At 68.8% G+C, this 15,348-nt stretch carries 18 protein-coding genes; 11 read left to right on the forward strand and 7 right to left on the reverse strand.

Annotated features, from left to right (window positions below; all coding sequences use genetic code 11):
* Window positions 1–79: 79 nt before the first annotated feature.
* Entirely contained in the window at window positions 80–847 is a 768-nt protein-coding gene (locus C7416_RS23900) for a septal ring lytic transglycosylase RlpA family protein (protein WP_111521241.1), read from the reverse strand.
* A gap of 271 nt (window positions 848–1,118) precedes the next feature.
* Here C7416_RS23900 and C7416_RS23905 point away from each other — a divergent pair, with 271 nt between their 5' ends.
* The 3 genes from C7416_RS23905 (at window position 1,119) to C7416_RS23915 (ending at window position 2,865) form a co-directional block, all read left to right on the forward strand.
* Window positions 1,119–1,769 (forward strand): MBL fold metallo-hydrolase, encoded by a 651-nt coding sequence (locus C7416_RS23905; RefSeq protein ID WP_111521242.1) that lies wholly within the window; start codon window positions 1,119–1,121, stop codon window positions 1,767–1,769.
* A gap of 4 nt (window positions 1,770–1,773) precedes the next feature.
* Window positions 1,774–2,430: a 3'-5' exonuclease family protein gene (locus C7416_RS23910; protein ID WP_111521243.1), complete on the forward strand. Its 657-nt coding sequence runs from the start codon at window positions 1,774–1,776 to the stop codon at window positions 2,428–2,430.
* Between the two features lie 207 nt (window positions 2,431–2,637).
* Window positions 2,638–2,865: a hypothetical protein gene (locus tag C7416_RS23915; protein WP_111521305.1), complete on the forward strand. Its 228-nt coding sequence runs from the start codon at window positions 2,638–2,640 to the stop codon at window positions 2,863–2,865.
* 70 nt (window positions 2,866–2,935) lie between these two features.
* On the opposite strand, the gene arsC is transcribed toward C7416_RS23915, so the two are convergent.
* Window positions 2,936–3,295 carry an arsenate reductase (glutaredoxin) gene (gene arsC, locus C7416_RS23920; RefSeq protein ID WP_111521244.1) on the reverse strand — a complete coding sequence of 120 codons (360 nt, stop codon included), beginning with the start codon at window positions 3,293–3,295 and terminating at the stop codon, window positions 2,936–2,938.
* A gap of 172 nt (window positions 3,296–3,467) precedes the next feature.
* Here arsC and C7416_RS23925 point away from each other — a divergent pair, with 172 nt between their 5' ends.
* From C7416_RS23925 to C7416_RS23935, 3 genes are all read left to right on the forward strand, one after another.
* Window positions 3,468–4,052: a GNAT family N-acetyltransferase gene (locus C7416_RS23925; RefSeq protein WP_111521245.1), complete on the forward strand. Its 585-nt coding sequence runs from the start codon at window positions 3,468–3,470 to the stop codon at window positions 4,050–4,052.
* Between the two features lie 97 nt (window positions 4,053–4,149).
* The gene (locus C7416_RS23930) at window positions 4,150–4,434 is read left to right on the forward strand and encodes an antitoxin of toxin-antitoxin stability system (RefSeq protein WP_111521246.1); all 285 of its coding nucleotides are present in this window, start codon (window positions 4,150–4,152) and stop codon (window positions 4,432–4,434) included.
* Window positions 4,431–4,721: a type II toxin-antitoxin system RelE/ParE family toxin gene (locus C7416_RS23935; protein WP_111521247.1), complete on the forward strand. Its 291-nt coding sequence runs from the start codon at window positions 4,431–4,433 to the stop codon at window positions 4,719–4,721. The genes C7416_RS23930 and C7416_RS23935 overlap by 4 nt, the downstream gene beginning before the upstream one ends.
* 90 nt (window positions 4,722–4,811) lie before the next feature.
* Here the strand turns inward: C7416_RS23935 and C7416_RS23940 are convergent, their stop codons facing one another.
* Window positions 4,812–6,089, reverse strand: coding sequence for a M20/M25/M40 family metallo-hydrolase (locus tag C7416_RS23940; RefSeq protein WP_111521248.1), 1,278 nt, complete (start codon window positions 6,087–6,089; stop codon window positions 4,812–4,814).
* 56 nt (window positions 6,090–6,145) lie between these two features.
* Window positions 6,146–7,402, reverse strand: a complete 1,257-nt coding sequence (locus tag C7416_RS23945) for an allantoate amidohydrolase (protein WP_111521249.1) — start codon at window positions 7,400–7,402, stop codon at window positions 6,146–6,148.
* Between the two features lie 389 nt (window positions 7,403–7,791).
* Here C7416_RS23945 and C7416_RS23950 point away from each other — a divergent pair, with 389 nt between their 5' ends.
* From C7416_RS23950 to C7416_RS23970, 5 genes are all read left to right on the forward strand, one after another.
* Window positions 7,792–9,189: a C4-dicarboxylate transporter DctA gene (locus tag C7416_RS23950; protein ID WP_111521250.1), complete on the forward strand. Its 1,398-nt coding sequence runs from the start codon at window positions 7,792–7,794 to the stop codon at window positions 9,187–9,189.
* A gap of 47 nt (window positions 9,190–9,236) precedes the next feature.
* Window positions 9,237–9,929: a GntR family transcriptional regulator gene (locus C7416_RS23955; RefSeq protein WP_012354232.1), complete on the forward strand. Its 693-nt coding sequence runs from the start codon at window positions 9,237–9,239 to the stop codon at window positions 9,927–9,929.
* 568 nt (window positions 9,930–10,497) lie between these two features.
* Window positions 10,498–11,301 carry an SDR family oxidoreductase gene (locus C7416_RS23960; RefSeq protein ID WP_111521251.1) on the forward strand — a complete coding sequence of 268 codons (804 nt, stop codon included), beginning with the start codon at window positions 10,498–10,500 and terminating at the stop codon, window positions 11,299–11,301.
* Window positions 11,302–11,352: 51 nt separating this feature from the next.
* Window positions 11,353–12,132, forward strand: a complete 780-nt coding sequence (locus tag C7416_RS23965) for an enoyl-CoA hydratase-related protein (protein ID WP_111521252.1) — start codon at window positions 11,353–11,355, stop codon at window positions 12,130–12,132.
* A gap of 40 nt (window positions 12,133–12,172) precedes the next feature.
* Window positions 12,173–13,006 (forward strand): crotonase/enoyl-CoA hydratase family protein, encoded by an 834-nt coding sequence (locus tag C7416_RS23970; protein ID WP_111521253.1) that lies wholly within the window; start codon window positions 12,173–12,175, stop codon window positions 13,004–13,006.
* Window positions 13,007–13,015: 9 nt separating this feature from the next.
* Here the strand turns inward: C7416_RS23970 and C7416_RS23975 are convergent, their stop codons facing one another.
* The 3 genes from C7416_RS23975 to C7416_RS23985 form a co-directional block, all read right to left on the reverse strand.
* On the reverse strand, window positions 13,016–13,384 hold the full coding sequence (locus tag C7416_RS23975; RefSeq protein WP_111521254.1) for a DUF2784 domain-containing protein: 369 nt from the start codon (window positions 13,382–13,384) through the stop codon (window positions 13,016–13,018).
* A gap of 35 nt (window positions 13,385–13,419) precedes the next feature.
* A complete protein-coding gene (locus C7416_RS23980; RefSeq protein WP_025586057.1) occupies window positions 13,420–14,340 on the reverse strand; it encodes a LysR family transcriptional regulator in 921 nt (306 codons plus the stop codon).
* 148 nt (window positions 14,341–14,488) lie between these two features.
* Entirely contained in the window at window positions 14,489–15,187 is a 699-nt protein-coding gene (locus C7416_RS23985) for a hypothetical protein (protein ID WP_111521255.1), read from the reverse strand.
* Between the last annotated feature and the right edge of the window lie 161 nt (window positions 15,188–15,348).

The raw sequence follows: 15,348 nt of genomic DNA on the forward strand, positions 1-15,348 counted from the left end.
TGGCCCGCGCGCGGGCCTGCAGGTCAGAATGTAAGGAGGAAGTGTCAGCGCGCGGCGGCATGCGGCGGCGCTGGCGCGCTCAGCGGCGCTTGCGCTTGACGGTCTTGCCGCTGGCCTTGGACGCCTTGCCCGCCTTGGCGGGCGCGAGCGAATTGGCCAGTTCCGGCACGGACACGTCGTCGTCGCCGCTGCCGTCGCCGGCCTCGGTGCCGCCGGCATCGACCTGCGGGCCCAGCGCGGCGACTTCGGTGCGGGTCAGGCGGCGGATCTCGACGTTGGTGGCGCCGCGCTCGACAAAGCCCAGGCGGCGCGCGGCGCCGTAGGACACATCCAGCACGCGGTTGCCGTGGTACGGGCCGCGGTCATTGATGCGCAGCACCGCGACCTTGTTGTTACGCAGGTTGCGCACCAGCACCCAGCTGTCCAGCGGCAGCGACGGATGCGCCGCGGTCATGGCGCGCATGTCGAAGCGTTCGCCGTTGGCGGTCTTGCGGCCATGGAAGCCCTTGCCGTACCACGAGGCCACGCCGCGCTGCTCGAACGTGCCGATGTCGGCGCGCAGGCCTTCGAGCGAGTTGCCGCTGCGGCCTTCGTCGGGGTCATAGCCGAACAGGTTCCAGCTGCCGGTGTCGGGCGTGCGCGTGGCGGGCCTGGTCTCGGCGCGTTCGGTCCGGGCCGGCTTGCCGTTTCTTGCCGCGCGCGTGGGCACGGCATCGCCGGCGTCGGTGCCGGCGGTATCGCTTTCGGGCGGCGTGGCACAAGCGGCCAGCACCACGGCGCATGCGGTGCATGCGCCGAGCTTGGCCAGCCGTTGCCAGCGCTTGGTGAGAGCGGAGATCCGTAACATGGGCGGCAGTCTAACATTGACTGTTTGGGACTATCTCTTTCAATTTGTTACGAAATCTGTGCGATTTCGCACGATCGGGGCCTAATTGGCTGGAATCCCGCTTGTGGCAAGGGATTCGGCCCGATGCAGCGCTGCCTGCGATTGGTACTCCATTGATCACATCGAAGCCGCCGGGCGTGTCCAACGTCCCCGGCGCTACAATGCTGGGCACCGCCGCCGATCGCGCCGCCAGGAAGCCGGTTCCGGTACCCGCCGGCCACCTAAGACCTCCATGAAAGCCCTGCTCATTCCCGTCACGCCCTTCCAGCAGAACTGTTCCTTGCTGATCGATGAAAGCACCGGCGCTGCCGCGGTCTGCGATCCCGGCGGCGACCTCGACCGCATCCGCGCGGCGGTGAAAGAGCAAGGCGTCACGCTGGAAAAGATCTTTCTGACGCACGGCCACGTCGACCATTGCGCCGGCGCCGCGGCACTGTCGCGCGAACTCGGCATCCCGATCGAAGGCCCGCAGCAGGACGAGCGCTTCTGGATCGAGCAACTGCCCGAGCAGACCCGCCGCTTCGGCTTCGGCCACGCCGAGAGCTTCGAGCCCGACCGCTGGCTCGAGAACGGCGACACCGTCCAGTTCGGCAACGAAACCCTGGAGGTCTACCACTGCCCCGGCCACACCCCGGGCCACGTGGTGTTCTTCTCGCGTCCCAACCGGCTGGCCGTGGTCGGCGACGTGCTGTTCGCCGGGTCGATCGGCCGCACCGACTTCCCGCGCGGCAACCACGCCGACCTGATCCGCTCGATCCGCACGCGGCTGTGGCCGCTGGGCGAGGACGTGACCTTTATCCCCGGGCACGGCCCGGTCTCGACCTTCGGCGAGGAGCGCCGCAACAACCCGTTCGTCGCCGATCACCTGGTCGAAGCGGGCTGAGGCCATGGCCAAGCGACAGGCGCCCGACACCCGTCCCGAGATCTACGTCAGCACCGACGTCGAGGCCGATGGCCCGATTCCGGGCCCGCACTCGATGCTGTCCTTCGCCTCGGTGGCGATGCTGGCGGACAAGACCGTGCTTGGCACCTTCTCGGCCAATCTCGAAACCCTGCCGGGCGCCGCCGGCCATCCGGTGCAGATGCAGTGGTGGCAAACCCAGCCCGAGGCCTGGAGCGCCTGCCGGCGCGACCTGCAGCGCCCCGAGGACGCCATGGTGCGCTATGTCGAATGGGTCGAGGCGCTGCCCGGCAAGCCGGTCTTCGTCGCCTTTCCGGCGGGCTTCGATTTCACCTGGATGTTCTGGTACATGATGCGCTTCGCCGGGCGCTCGCCGTTCGGCTGGGCCGCGCTCGACGTCAAGACGCTGGGCTTCGCGCTGACCGGGCGGCCCTATCGCAAGACCGTCAAGGCGGCCTTCCCGGCCGGATGGATGGATCCGCTGCCGCACACCCACGTGGCGCTCGACGATGCGATGGAACAGGGCGCGCTGTTCTGCAACATGCTGGCGACGCTGCGCGAGCGCGAAGCGGCGCTGGCGGCGCTCCCGCCAGAAGAGGGAGCCAGCGCAAGCGTGCCCTCACCTCCACCAAACCAGGCCTGATCGCCATTTTGCGCCGCGTCAAGCGCGGCGGCATGTCCCTTGCAGGCCGCCGCTCGCATCTGGCGCCAGCCCGGCTATAGTAGAAGCGGATATGGCGTTACCGGGCGAAACGAGCCATGACTAACCGGCGCACTTGCGCAGCCACGCCATATGACGTTTGAGCCATCCTGCCCGGACCGCGCGGCGCCTGCCGAGGAGGTGTCGATCATGCGTTTCCCTACCGACCTGCACTTGAGAGACTTGGCCGGCCGGATCCATTGGCCGCATGCCACGCGGGACGCCACGCCCATTACCCATCGCCACACCTCGGACGAGGACGCCGAAGTCGCCAAGGCCACGCTCTACATCAGCACCGTGACGCTGGTGGTGCTGCTGGTGGTGCTGGCGGCCATCGCTTTCGGTCAGGAGGCCATGCACTGGCTGGGTGTTCATTAGACGACCCTGCCTGAAGCAGACTGCCTCGCAGACCGGCCGGCCCCCACACATCGTGGGGGCCGGTTCTATTTCAGGCCAGCAGCGGCGCCACGTTCTCGGGCGGCCGGCCGATCGCGGCGCGGCGGTTGCGCACCACCACCGGACGCTGCAGCAGGACCGGGTTGTCGGCCACCGCCGCCAGCAACTCGGCATCGGTCAGGCCGGGGTCGGCCAGGCCGAGTTCGGCATAGGGGGCTTCGTTGTCGCGCAGCATCTCGCGCACCGGCACGCCCAGCAGGGTGTGCAACTGGCGCAGCGTCGACAGCGACGGCGGATCCTTCAGGTACTCCACGATCTCCACCGGCTCTCCCAGCCGCTCGGCGGCAGCCTGGACCAGGGCGAGGGTCTCGCGCGACTTCGAGCAACGGGGGTTGTGGTAGATCGTGATCATGGCAGTTCCTTTCTTGTCATGGCCGCGCCCCGTGGCGGGGCGTCGGCACTAATGCGGTGCAAATCCACCCGCACTATATACAAGACCGCGGCCAGCGCGCAGCATCATGCGGTGCATCGCCACCGGCACGCATCCTGCGTTGCACCGGTTCTTGCCACAGGCGCCATTTCCGATGACCTCCATTCCTGCTTCCATTACCGCACCACGCGACCCTGGCATGCGCCGGCCCTTTACGCTGCGCGACGCCACCCGCGCCGACATTGCCGCCATCCACGCGATCTACGCCCACCACGTGCTGCACGGCCGCGCCTCGTTCGAGGAAGTGCCGCCGAGCCTCGACGAGCTGCAGCTGCGCCTGGCCGAAGTGCACCGCAAGGGCCTGCCCTACCTGGTCGCGGAGCGCGACGGCGAGGTGCTGGGCTACGCCTATGCCTCGGCCTACCGTGCGCGCAGCGCCTACCGCTTCGCCATCGAGGACTCGATCTACATCGACCACCGCCGCGTCGGCGAAGGCCTCGGCCAGGCGCTGCTGGCCGCGCTGATCACCCGCTGCGAAACCGGCCCGTGGCGCCAGATGGTCGCCGTGATCGCGTGCACCGCCGCCGGCGAAGGCGCGGGCTCGCTGGCCGTGCACGAACGGCTGGGCTTCCGCACCGTCGGCCGGCTGGAGGCGGTGGGGTTCAAGCACGGGCAGTGGATCGATACGGTGCTGATGCAGCGGATGCTTGGTGCGGGGGCGGCAACGCTGCCGGTATAGGCGGAATCGGCTGCAGCAAGTTCAGACGGGTCTTATCGCCGTGCAGGTGTCCTGGTAACGACAATGCCTATACTTTGTCATTACGAGGACACCGGAAATGCTTGTGTCGGAAGAAACCAAATTCACATTCACGCTGGACGCCCGGCTGCATGACGCGTTCATTGCCGAAGCCACGGCACAGGGACTTACGCCATCGGAAGCGCTTCAGGACCTGGTGCGCGATTTCCTCGACCATAGCGCCCGAAAGCGCGACTACGAGGTTTTCCTGCGCAACAAGGTGGAAGCTTCCCGCGCCTCGCTGCGCGAAGCGGGCGGCATCCCTGCGGAACAGATCGAAGCGGAGTTTGCAGCCTGGCGCGCTGCGGCCCGGCGGCGGGCTTGAGGGCGGTCTGGACCGCACTGGCCCGGCGCGATCGCACACTGATCTTCGAGTTCATCGCCCAGGATGACGTCGAAGCCGCTGCCCGCCTGGATGAACGGTTTTTCCAGGCAGCGGAGCGATTGTGCGCGTTTCCCGTGCTGGCGCCGGCCGGCAGCGTACAAGGCACGCGCGAACTGGTGGTTCACGAACACTATCGCCTGATTTACGAGATCGAAGGCGATACGGTACTGGTGCTGGCATTGGTGCACACGTCGCGCTGTTGGCCGCCGGTCGAAGACCGGACCTGACCGCATGGGACCGGATTGCCCCTAAAAAAAACGCCACGGATGGCCCCGTGGCGTCTTTCCATCAAAGCCAAGCGCCTGCGGCGCGCAGCCTTACTTCATCAGATCCGACAGCGCCAGGGCCACCACCTTGGTGGCACGGTTCAGGTCGTTCAGGCGCAGGTTCTCGTCCGAGTTGTGGCCGCGCGCTTCCATCAGCGTGCGCGGGCCGGCGCCGTACAGCACGGTGGGGATGCCGCGCTTGGTGTAGTGGCGGGCGTCGGTGTACAGCGGCACGCCCTGCACCGGGATCTCGACGCCGAAGACGGACTCGGCACGGCTCTTCAGCGCGCCGATCAGCTTTTCCACGCCCGGCAGTTCCGACAGCGGCTCGGCCAGGATGATGCGCTCGACCTTCACTTCGATGCCCGGGCGGTCCTTGGCGGCCTTCTCGACCACGGCGCGGATCTCGCCCTCGGCGTCGAAGCCGATTTCCTCGGGGATCATGCGGCGGTCGACGCGGAAGGTCACCAGGTCGGGCACCACGTTGGTGTTGATGCCACCCTTGATCAGGCCGACGTTCAGCGTCGCGGTGTCGATGCCCGGCACCTTCGACTTGCGCGTGGCCAGTTCCGCGCGCAGTCCGTAGATGGCCTGCAGGATGTGGGTGGCGGCCTCGATCGCGTCGACGCCGGTGTGCGGCATGGCGGCGTGGCCCTGCTTGCCCTTGACCGTCACCTCGACGTGCAGGCAGCCGTTGTGCGACGAGGTGATGCCGTACGAGAAGCCCGCCGAGATCGCGTAGTCGGCCTTGCTCAGGTTGTTGTCCAGCAGGAACTTCGGGCCGATGTCGCCGCCGGTTTCCTCGTCATAGGTGAACTGCAGCTCGACCGCGCCGTTGATCTTGGCGCCCTGCTTCTCGGCTTCCATCAGCGCCAGCACCGCGTAGGTGTAAGTGGCGAAGTCCGACTTGGACACCGCCACGCCGCGGCCGTACATGACCGGGCCGTGCTCGCTGTCGGCGCTATCGACAATCTCGCCGCCGTACGGGTCCTTGGTCCAGCCCAGGCCGGGGGGCACCACGTCCCCGTGGGCGTTCATGGCGATGACCGGACCGCCCGTGCCGAACTGCTTGCGCACGATCAGGTTGGTGGCGCTGATCATGCCGGCGGCCTTGACCTGCTCGTCGGGCACCTTGTGGGCCTCCACCGTGAAGCCCAGGCCCTCCAGCAGTTCCTTGGCGCGCTTGCCGTGCGCGTCGCAATCGCCGGCCGGGTTGTCCGACGGCACCTTGACCAGCTCGGCCAGGAAGGCTTCCTGCTGCGGACGGTGCTGGTCGATGAACTGCGTCAGCGTGGTTTCGATGGGGTTCATATTGTCTCGTGCGGTCATGACTTGTTCTCGTAACAACTGAAGGAGGTTCGGGTGGGGCTTCCGGGCGCGCTGGCTTACTGCGGCAGCCGGAAGTGCTCGACGAAATCGCTGAACACGCGCGCGGACAGTGCGGCATCCTCGGCGGTCATGGTTTCGGTGGGATGGTGGCTGATGCCGCCGTTGCCGCAGCGCACGAACAGCATGGCGACATCGGCGATGGCGGCAATGGCCATGGCGTCGTGGCCAGCGCCCGACGGCAGGTGGCGCACCGGCACGCCCTGGCGGGCGATGGCGGCGGCCCATTGCTCTTGCAGCCACGGGGCGCAAGGGACGCTGCTGGCCTCGTGGGTCTTGCGGATCTGTGCGCGCACGTTGCGGCGCGCGCAGACGCGCTCGATCTCGGCCAGCACGTCGTTGACGGCGGCCTCGCGCTCGGCGTCCTCGCCGGCGCGGATGTCGATGGAGAACACGGCGCGGCCCGGCACCACGTTGGTGGCGCCGTTGGGCACGTTGAACTGGCCCACGGTGCCGACCAGGCCCGGCTTGCCGCCGCAGCGCTTCTCGATATACAGGCCGATTTCGGCGCCGGCCATGGCGGCATCGCGGCGCATGTCCATCGGCACGGTGCCGGCATGCCCGGCCAGGCCTTCGAGTTCGACCAGGAAGCGGGTCGCACCGGAAATCGCGGTCACCACGCCCACCGGCAGGCCCTCGTTCAGCAGCACCGGGCCCTGCTCGATATGCACCTCGATAAAGGCCGCGACCTTGCTGCGGTCATGCTTGGCCGCAGGCAGCGCGGCGGCGTCGAAGCCAGCCTCGCGCATCACTTCGCGCATGGTCTTGCCGCTGTCGTCGAGGTTGTCCAGCACGTTGTTGTCGAAGGTGCCGGCAATGGCGCGGCTGCCCAGCAGCGTGGCCTTGAAGCGCACCCCCTCTTCCTCGGCGAAGCCTACCACCTCGAGCGCGAACGGGAAGCGCTTGCCCTGGCGGTTCCATTCCGCCACGCAGGCGATCGGCAGGATCACGCCCAGGTTGCCGTCATAGCGGCCGGCGTCGCGCACGGTGTCGAAATGCGACCCGGTCAACAGCGCCGGCGCGTCGGGCGTGGTGCCCTCGTAGCGGCCGATCACGTTGCCGGCGGCATCGCGGCGCACCGTCATGCCGGCCTGCTGCATCCACTCGGTCAGCTGGGCGGCGGCGCCGTGGTGGGCCTCGGTCAGGTAGGTGCGGGTGAGCATGCCGGGCTGCTCGGTGTGGACGGCCAGGGCGTCGGCCCAGGCCATGATGCGCGTGCCAGTCTCTGCGGCGGACGGCGACGGATTTGCTGCCATGCGTGTCTCCTGCTGGAAGTGCGTGAAAGCCGCGGCGGCGTGGCTGGCGGGGCGCCAGTGCGGGCGGGACGCCCATGGCCGAAGCTCTATTCTGTGCGATTCATGGTAGCACAGTGAATTCAAAAATTGCATACAAAAATGATATGCACTATATTCGGTTCCACGTTCAGACAATCCGCCGCGGACAATCCGGTCCGGACAGCGGATGGCGTGGGATCCGTCCCAACAGGGGGGCTGCCCACGCGGTGCGTACTCCCGACCCGGAGTCCCGCCCGGAACGTAAGGCCGGCAGCCCAACCCAGCCGTCAGAGCAGCACGGGGCCGCCGGTGATTCCTGGATCGAAATGGGCCGGCCAGCGCACAGGGACCGGCCCCGCACGGAGACAACCATGCAGCACGCAGTTCCCTCGCAGCAGCGCCCGGGCAGCCCCCGCCTGCACACCCGCTTTACCCGCTCGCTGTTCGGCCAGGTGCTGATCGCCCTGGTGATCGGCACGGCGCTCGGCCTCGCCTTCCCCGAGTTCGCCGCCAAGCTCAAGCCGCTCGGCGATGCCTTTATCAAGCTGATCAAGATGCTGATCGGCCCGATCGTGTTCTGCGTGGTGGTGGCCGGCATCTGCGGCGCCGGCGAGCTGAAGAAGGTGGGCCGCGTCGGCATCAAGGCGGTGGTGTACTTCGAGGTCGTCACCACCATCGCGCTGGCGCTGGGCATCCTGCTGGCCTATGTGTTCCAGCCGGGCGTGGGCATGAACGTCGATCCCCGTTCGCTCGACGCCTCGGCCATCGCCGGCTTTATCGACAACGCGACCAAGGTCAAGGACCAGGGCACGGTCGACTTCCTGCTCAAGCTGATTCCCAATACCGTGTTCGGCGCCTTCGCCAACGGCGACGTGCTGCAGGTGCTGGTGGTGTCGATCCTGTTCGGCTGCGCGCTGTCGCTGGTGGGCGAGCCGGGCCGGCCGCTGGTCAGCCTGATCGATACCTTCTCGCACACGCTGTTCAAGATGATGGGCTTCATCATCAAGCTGGCGCCGCTGGGCGTGCTGGGCGCGGTGGCGTTCACGGTCGGCAAGTACGGCATCGGCTCGCTCAAGCAGCTGGGCTTCCTGGTGCTGCTGTTCTACGGTGCGGTGATCGTGTTCGTGCTGGTGGTGCTGGGCGGCATCATGCGCGCTTGCGGTTTCTCGGTGATCAAGCTGATCCGCTACCTGCGCGCCGAGCTGCTGGTGGTGCTGGGCACCGCCTCGTCCGACAGCGTGCTGCCGCAGGTGATGAAGAAGCTCGAGTTCATGGGCGTGAAGAAGTCGGTGGTGGGCCTGGTGATCCCGACCGGCTACTCGTTCAACCTCGACGCGTTCTCGATCTACCTGACGCTGGCCGCGGTGTTTATCGCGCAGGCGACCAACACGCCGCTGGCGATGGCCGACCTGCTCGGCATCCTGGCGGTGGCGCTGATCACCTCCAAGGGCGCGCACGGCATTCCCGGCTCGGCCATCGTGATCCTGGCCGCGACGCTGTCGGCACACCCGGCGATCCCGGCGATCGGCCTGGTGCTGGTGCTGTCGGTGGACTGGTTCATCGGCATCGCGCGCGCGCTCGGCAACCTGATCGGCAACTGCGTCGCCACCGTGGTGGTGGCCGCATGGGAGAAGGACATCGACCGCGCCCGGGCCCATGGCGTGCTGAACGGCACCATCGAGGCCACCGACCTGGATGCCGGCCTGGCGGCGATGGCGCAGGACGCCGCCGCCCCGGCGATCGTGCCGGGCCCGGTCGCAGGGCGCTAGAATCACGCATCTCCCCAACCGCGCAGCCTCTGCGCAAGTGCGCTGCCATGCCCGAGCATATCGATCCTGACATGACTGCCGAAGCGATCGCCGACGACATCGTCGCGGCGATCGTTTCGCACCGCCTGCCGCCCGGCACCAAGCTGCGCGAGGAGGCGCTGGCCAGCGTCTACCGCGTCAGCCGCACCAAGGTGCGCGCGGCGCTGCTGATGCTGTCCAAGGACAAGGTCATCCAGATCGTGCCGGACAAAGGGGCGTTCGTGGCCAAGCCCAGCGCCGAGGAAGCGCGCGAGGTGTTCGCCGTGCGCCGCATCCTCGAAGCCGCGCTGGCGCGCGAATTCGTCGCCAAGGCCACCGCCGCCGACTACAAGCGCATCGACCGCCACCTGGCGGCCGAGCGCAAGTCGCTGGCGGGCAACGATGCCCAGGTGCGCACCCGGCTGCTGGGCGACTTCCATATCGTGCTGGCCGAGGTGGTCGGCAACGGTGTGCTGACCGAGATGATGCGCGAGCTGTCGGCGCGCAGCGCGGTCATCACCATGCTGTACCAGTCTCGCCGCGACGCGGCCTGCTCGTCGGACGAGCACCGCGAGTTTATCGAGGCGGCGCGTGCCGGCGATGTCGAGCGCGCCGTCACGCTGATGGTGGACCACCTGGGCCACGTCGAAGGGGCGCTGCATTTCGAGGAAACCGCGCCGGTGGCGCGCGGCAAGGATCTCGTGGCCGCACTGCTGGCCTAGGCGCCGCCCCCTTTTACCGACTCTCCTTCCCGGGTGCCGGCCGCTTGACGTGAGTCAAAGCACCCCGGGCCGCCCGCGCGCAAACTTCATCTCGCCATGAAGACGCGGGGGCGCACTTCATGAGCACTTGCCTGCCGGCACCTCATCGTCGGCAGGCTGCCCGCACGCTGCAACGGTGTGCGGGCTTTCTTTTTTCTGAGGACGGGGTTCCGCCGCGCCGAATGGCGGGCTACCCCGCGGCCTTCAACCCGTGCCGTCCCGCACCGGTTTTTCCCTTTTCCGCCAGCAGGTTGCGGCGCCCCGCGCGGGCTCCGGATACCGGCGCGCTCGCGTCGATCGCGATTCCGGCGCGCTGGCGGGGGCGGCCAGCGTGAAAAGCGAATCGCGCCTTCGGGTTAGGATGCCGCAGGCCCTGCCAGAGGCTCGCGCCGTCCCGCCACGCCGCGGTGGCGGCCGCACACGATAACGATCACAGGGAGACCGCCATGCGCCATCGCGCGATACCTGCCGTGCCGGCGCTAGCCCTCGCCTGAATCCGCCCTGCTTCCCGATCGAAAAAGGACTTCCCATGCCCAGCGCCTTCCGCCCCGACGCCTTTGCCGGCAAGACCGTATTCGTCGCCGGCGCCTCCTCCGGCATCAACCTTGGCATCGCACACGGCTTTGCGCGCGCCGGCGCGCGGCTGGCGCTGATCAGCCGCACCGCCGAGCGCATCCAGGCCGCCGCCGACACCATCACCGCGGCCGGCGGCACCGCCATCGGCATGGCCGCCGACGTGCGCGACTACGCCGCGGTCGAAGCGGCCTTTGCGCGTGCGCAAGACGAACTGGGTCCGATCGACGTGGTCATCTCCGGCGCCGCCGGCAATTTCCTCGCGCCCGTGGTCGGCATGTCGGCCAACGCCTTCAAGACCGTGGTCGATATCGACCTGCTCGGCACCTTCAACGTGTTCCGCGCCAGCTTCGACCACCTCAACAAGCCGGGCGCGTCGCTGATTGCGATCACCGCGCCGCAGGCGGTCAACGCGATGATGTTCCAGGCCCATGCCTGCGCCGCCAAGGCCGGCATCAACATGCTGATCAAGTGTCTGGCGATGGAATGGGGCCCGGCCGGCGTGCGCGTGAACGGCATCTCGCCCGGCCCGATCGCCGACACCGAAGGCATGGCGCGGCTGGCCCCTACGCCCGAGATGGAAGCCCGCTACAAGGCGCGCCTGGCGCTGCGCGACTACGGCACCAAGGACGACATCGCCGATGCCGCGATGTACCTGAGCAGCGACAACGCCCGCTATGTCACCGGCACCATCCTCGACTGCGACGGCGGCAGCAAGCTCGGCGACGCCTCGGCCGACGCGCTGAAGAAGCCGCAATAGATCGACACCGATATCCGCACCGCAACGACCCAGAACACCAGGAGAACCACCATGACTTCAACCGTCCTCTACCAAGCCAGCGAAGGCGTGGCCACGCTGACCCTGAACCGCCCGGACGTGCTCAATGCACTGAACGCCGACATCCTGCGCGAACTGCGCGAGGCCGTGGACCGCGCCGCGGCCGATGCCGAGGTGCGCGCCGTGCTGCTGACCGGCGCCGGCCGCGGCTTCTGTGCCGGCGCCGACCTGGCCGCGCGCCAGGGCGGCGGCGTGTCCGATTCCGGCACGCTGCTGCGCGAGCGCTACCACCCGATCATCATGGCGCTGCGCGAGATGCCCAAGCCGGTCATCACCGCCGTCAACGGTGTCGCCGCCGGTGCCGGCATGAGCCTGGCGCTGGCGGGCGACGTGGTGCTGGCGGCGCGCTCGGCCAGCTTCCTGCAGGCGTTCTCCAAGATCGGCCTGATCCCGGATGCCGGCAGCACCTACTTCCTGCCGCGCTACGCCGGCGAGATGCGCGCCCGCGCGCTGGCCATCCTGGCCGAGAAGATCGACGCCGAAGAAGCCCACCGCATCGGCCTGGTGTGGAAGGTCCATGACGACGCCGCGCTGCAGGACGAGGCCGGCAAGCTGGCCCGCCACCTCGCGACCATGCCAACCATGGCCTACGCCATGATCAAGCAGGCCCTCAACCAGAGCCTCGGCAACGACCTCGCCGCGCAACTCGAGGTGGAAGCCACGCTGCAGTCGCGCGCCAGCCGCAGCGAAGACTGCCAGGAAGGCGTGGCCGCCTTCGTCGAGAAGCGCAAGCCGCAGTTCAAGGGCCGCTGAGCGCGGCGACCGCCACTACCGCCACTTCCAGGGAGCCCGCATGAGCGCCAGCAATGAACGTATCCTCGTGACGATCGAAGGCGGCGTCGCCGACGTCCGCCTGAACCGCCCCGACAAGATGAACGCGCTCGACCAGGCCATGTTCGATGCCTTGATCGAGACCGGCGAACAGCTTGCGCGCCTGCCGGACCTGCGCGCGGTGGTGCTGTCCGGCGCAGGCCGCGCCTTCTGCGCGGGGCTGGACATGGGCCGCATGGCGGGCATGTTGTCCGACGGTGGCGGCGAATCGCACGACGACAGCATCGGCGCCGGCCGCCTCGGCAAGCGCACCCACGGCCTCTCCAATCGCCCGCAATACGCTTGCATGGTCTGGCGCGAGCTGCCGGTGCCGGTGTTCGCCGCGGTGCATGGCGTGGCCTTCGGCGGCGGCCTGCAGGTGGCGCTGGGCGCCGATGTCCGCTACGTCGCGCCGGATGCCAGGCTGTCCGTGATGGAGCTGAAGTGGGGGCTGGTGCCCGACATGGCGGGCATGGTGCTGACGCGCGGGCTGGTGCGCCCCGATGTGCTGCGCGAGCTGATCTACAGCGCGCGCGTGCTGAGCGGCACTGAGGCCTGCGAGCTGGGCCTGGGCACCTACCTCGCCGACGACCCGCGCTCCGCGGCGCTGGCCGCCGCGCGCGAAGTCGCGCAGAAGAATCCGGAGGCGATCCGCGCGGCCAAGCGGCTGATGGCGGTGGCCGAGCGCGGCGACCACGCCGCCATCCTGCAGGCCGAGTCCGACGAGCAGGATCGCCTGGTGGGCTCGCCCAACCAGCGCGAGGCGGTGCTGGCCAACCTGGAGAAACGCGCGCCGCGCTTCACGCCGGCAAGCTGAAAACAGCTCTCAGTGGTGGCGCCGCCGGCGCCACCACAGGGCATAGATCGCGACGTTCACCACCAGCACCACCAGGCCCAGCCACAGCTGCACCGCGGGCGTCAGCCCCGCCGGATAGATCAGCGGCAACAGGTAGCGCTCGACAAAGCCGCCGCTGTAGCCGGCCTGCCCGGCGGCCTGGCGCAGCGTGTTTTCCAGCGGCGTCAGCGGGCAGATCCAGCCGGCCCATTCGATCAGCACGCCCCACACCGCGGCGGGCAGGTGCACCCATGCGGCACGCGGCCAGCGCAATACCAGCAGGCCGCCCGCCACCACGAACACGATGAACAGCGCGTGCAAGATGACGACGAGGTCGGCCAGCCAGGCGGCGATCGGCATCGGTATCGGTATCGGTATGCGCGGCGGCGGCGGCCTCAGTTGCCGCCCGCCGTGTCCATCCAGTAGCCCGGGCGCGCGAACTGCGCCTTCAGGTGCTCGATGAAGAAGCGGATCTTGGCCGGCACCGGACGCTGCTGCGGGTACACGGCGAGGATGTCGTAGGCGGGCAGCGCGTATTCGTCCAGCACCGTGATCAGCTCGCCGCTCTCCAGCTGCGGCAGGATTTCCCAGGTGGAACGCCAGCCCAGGCCCAGTCCTTCGCCGGTCCAGCGGTGCAGCAGCTCGCCGTCGTTGCAGTCCAGGTTGCCGTTGACGCGCACAGTCACCGTCTTGCCGTTCTGGCTGAAGTACCAGCCGCGTTGCTGGCCGCCCTGCAGGTTGAACGCCAGGCAGTTGTGCTGCGCCAGGTCGTCCAGCGTCTGCGGCACGCCGTACTTGGCGAAGTACGCCGGCGTGCCGCATACCACGCGCTTGTTCGACGCCAGCTTGATCGCGACGAAGTTCGGATCGATGGCGCCGCCGATGCGGATGCCGACGTCATAGCCCTCGCGCACCAGGTCGACCACGCGGTCGGTCAGGTTGAACGAGATCTGCACTTCGGGGTTGCTGGCCAGGAACGCCGGCGCGTGCGGCGCCACGTGCTTGCGCCCGAACGCCGCCGGCGCCGACACGATCAGGTGGCCGGTGGCCTTGTGCTTGCCCTCCGCGATCAGCATCTCGGCGCGGTCCAGGTCGGCCAGCGCCTTCTTGCACTGCTCCATGAATACCGCGCCCTGCTCGGTCACGGCGATGCGGCGCGTGGACCGGTGCAGCAGCTTGACGCCGATGCGGGCTTCGAGCGCGTTGATGCGGCGGCCGATCATCACCGGCGTGACGTTCTGGGTCAGCGCCGCGGCCGCCATGCTGCCGTGCTCCACCACGGCGATAAAGGCTTCGATTTGCTTGAGTTTGTCCATCGGATATTGGTCTCCCGGGCGCCATTGTGCGGCATCGCCGGGGTTGTGGCATCCCTGCGCGGCTGATGGACCGGATCGAGGCCACCGCATAAGGGCCGCTGCGGGGGCCCGCCACGGGCACGCCGCGGCACCCGGTGCGCGGCTACGTTCAGCCCGCGCCAGCCGCGCGCTTGCCAAGCTGCGCGTTCAGTTCGGCCGCCTCGCCCAGCACATGGGCCAGGCGCCGCAGCGGCCGGCTGCATTGCAGATGCAGGTACAGGTAGCAGGCGGCGCCGGTCACCACCATCACGCCGTAGAGCCACAGCAGCGTGCCGGCCACGGCCTGCTGGCGCGGCAGCGCGGCCAGCACCGCGGCGGCCGGCGCCAGCGCCAGCAACACCGCCAGCGTGCGCGCCGCGCCCTCCCACAGCCGCAGCTGCAGCGCCACGCGCCGCTGGCGCGCCTGCAGCTGCTGCGGTGGGATCCGCGCCAGCCGGCGCAGCAGCGCGTCTTCGGCAGCGCTGTCGCGGTCCAGCTCGGCGGCCTGCCAGCGCAGCGGATGGCGCAGCCGCGCCAGCACCGTGCCGGCACGGGCCAAACCGGCGCCGACATAGCACGCGGCCGCCAGCGCCAGCAGGGCCTCGAAGCCGCGCAGCGACCACAGCGGCACGGCCTGCTTCAGCCCCAGGCGCCAGACCGCCAGGCCGGCACCGCACAGGATGGTCGCGGTCAGTGCCGCGACAAAGCCTAGCCACAACGCGCGTCCGAGCCGGCTGTCCGGCGCGGGCGCGCGCACGGACGCAGCCTCGGGCGCGGCGGCGGCAAGCGCTTCCAGCAGTTCATAGGTGGATGGCAGCCTGGAATACATGGTCGGCCCGGATGGCAGGAAATGCCGCCATTTTGCCGCAGCGCGCCGCGGCGACACGCGGGCGCGCCGGCGTACCCGGCGCTGCGCTGCGTGTCCGTACCGTCACACCACATATCCAATGGCATGCATCGGCGTACCTGCGCCGGCCGTCCGACGTGGCT

Source organism: Cupriavidus phytorum, assembly GCF_003254285.1.
Lineage (GTDB): Bacteria > Pseudomonadota > Gammaproteobacteria > Burkholderiales > Burkholderiaceae > Cupriavidus > Cupriavidus phytorum.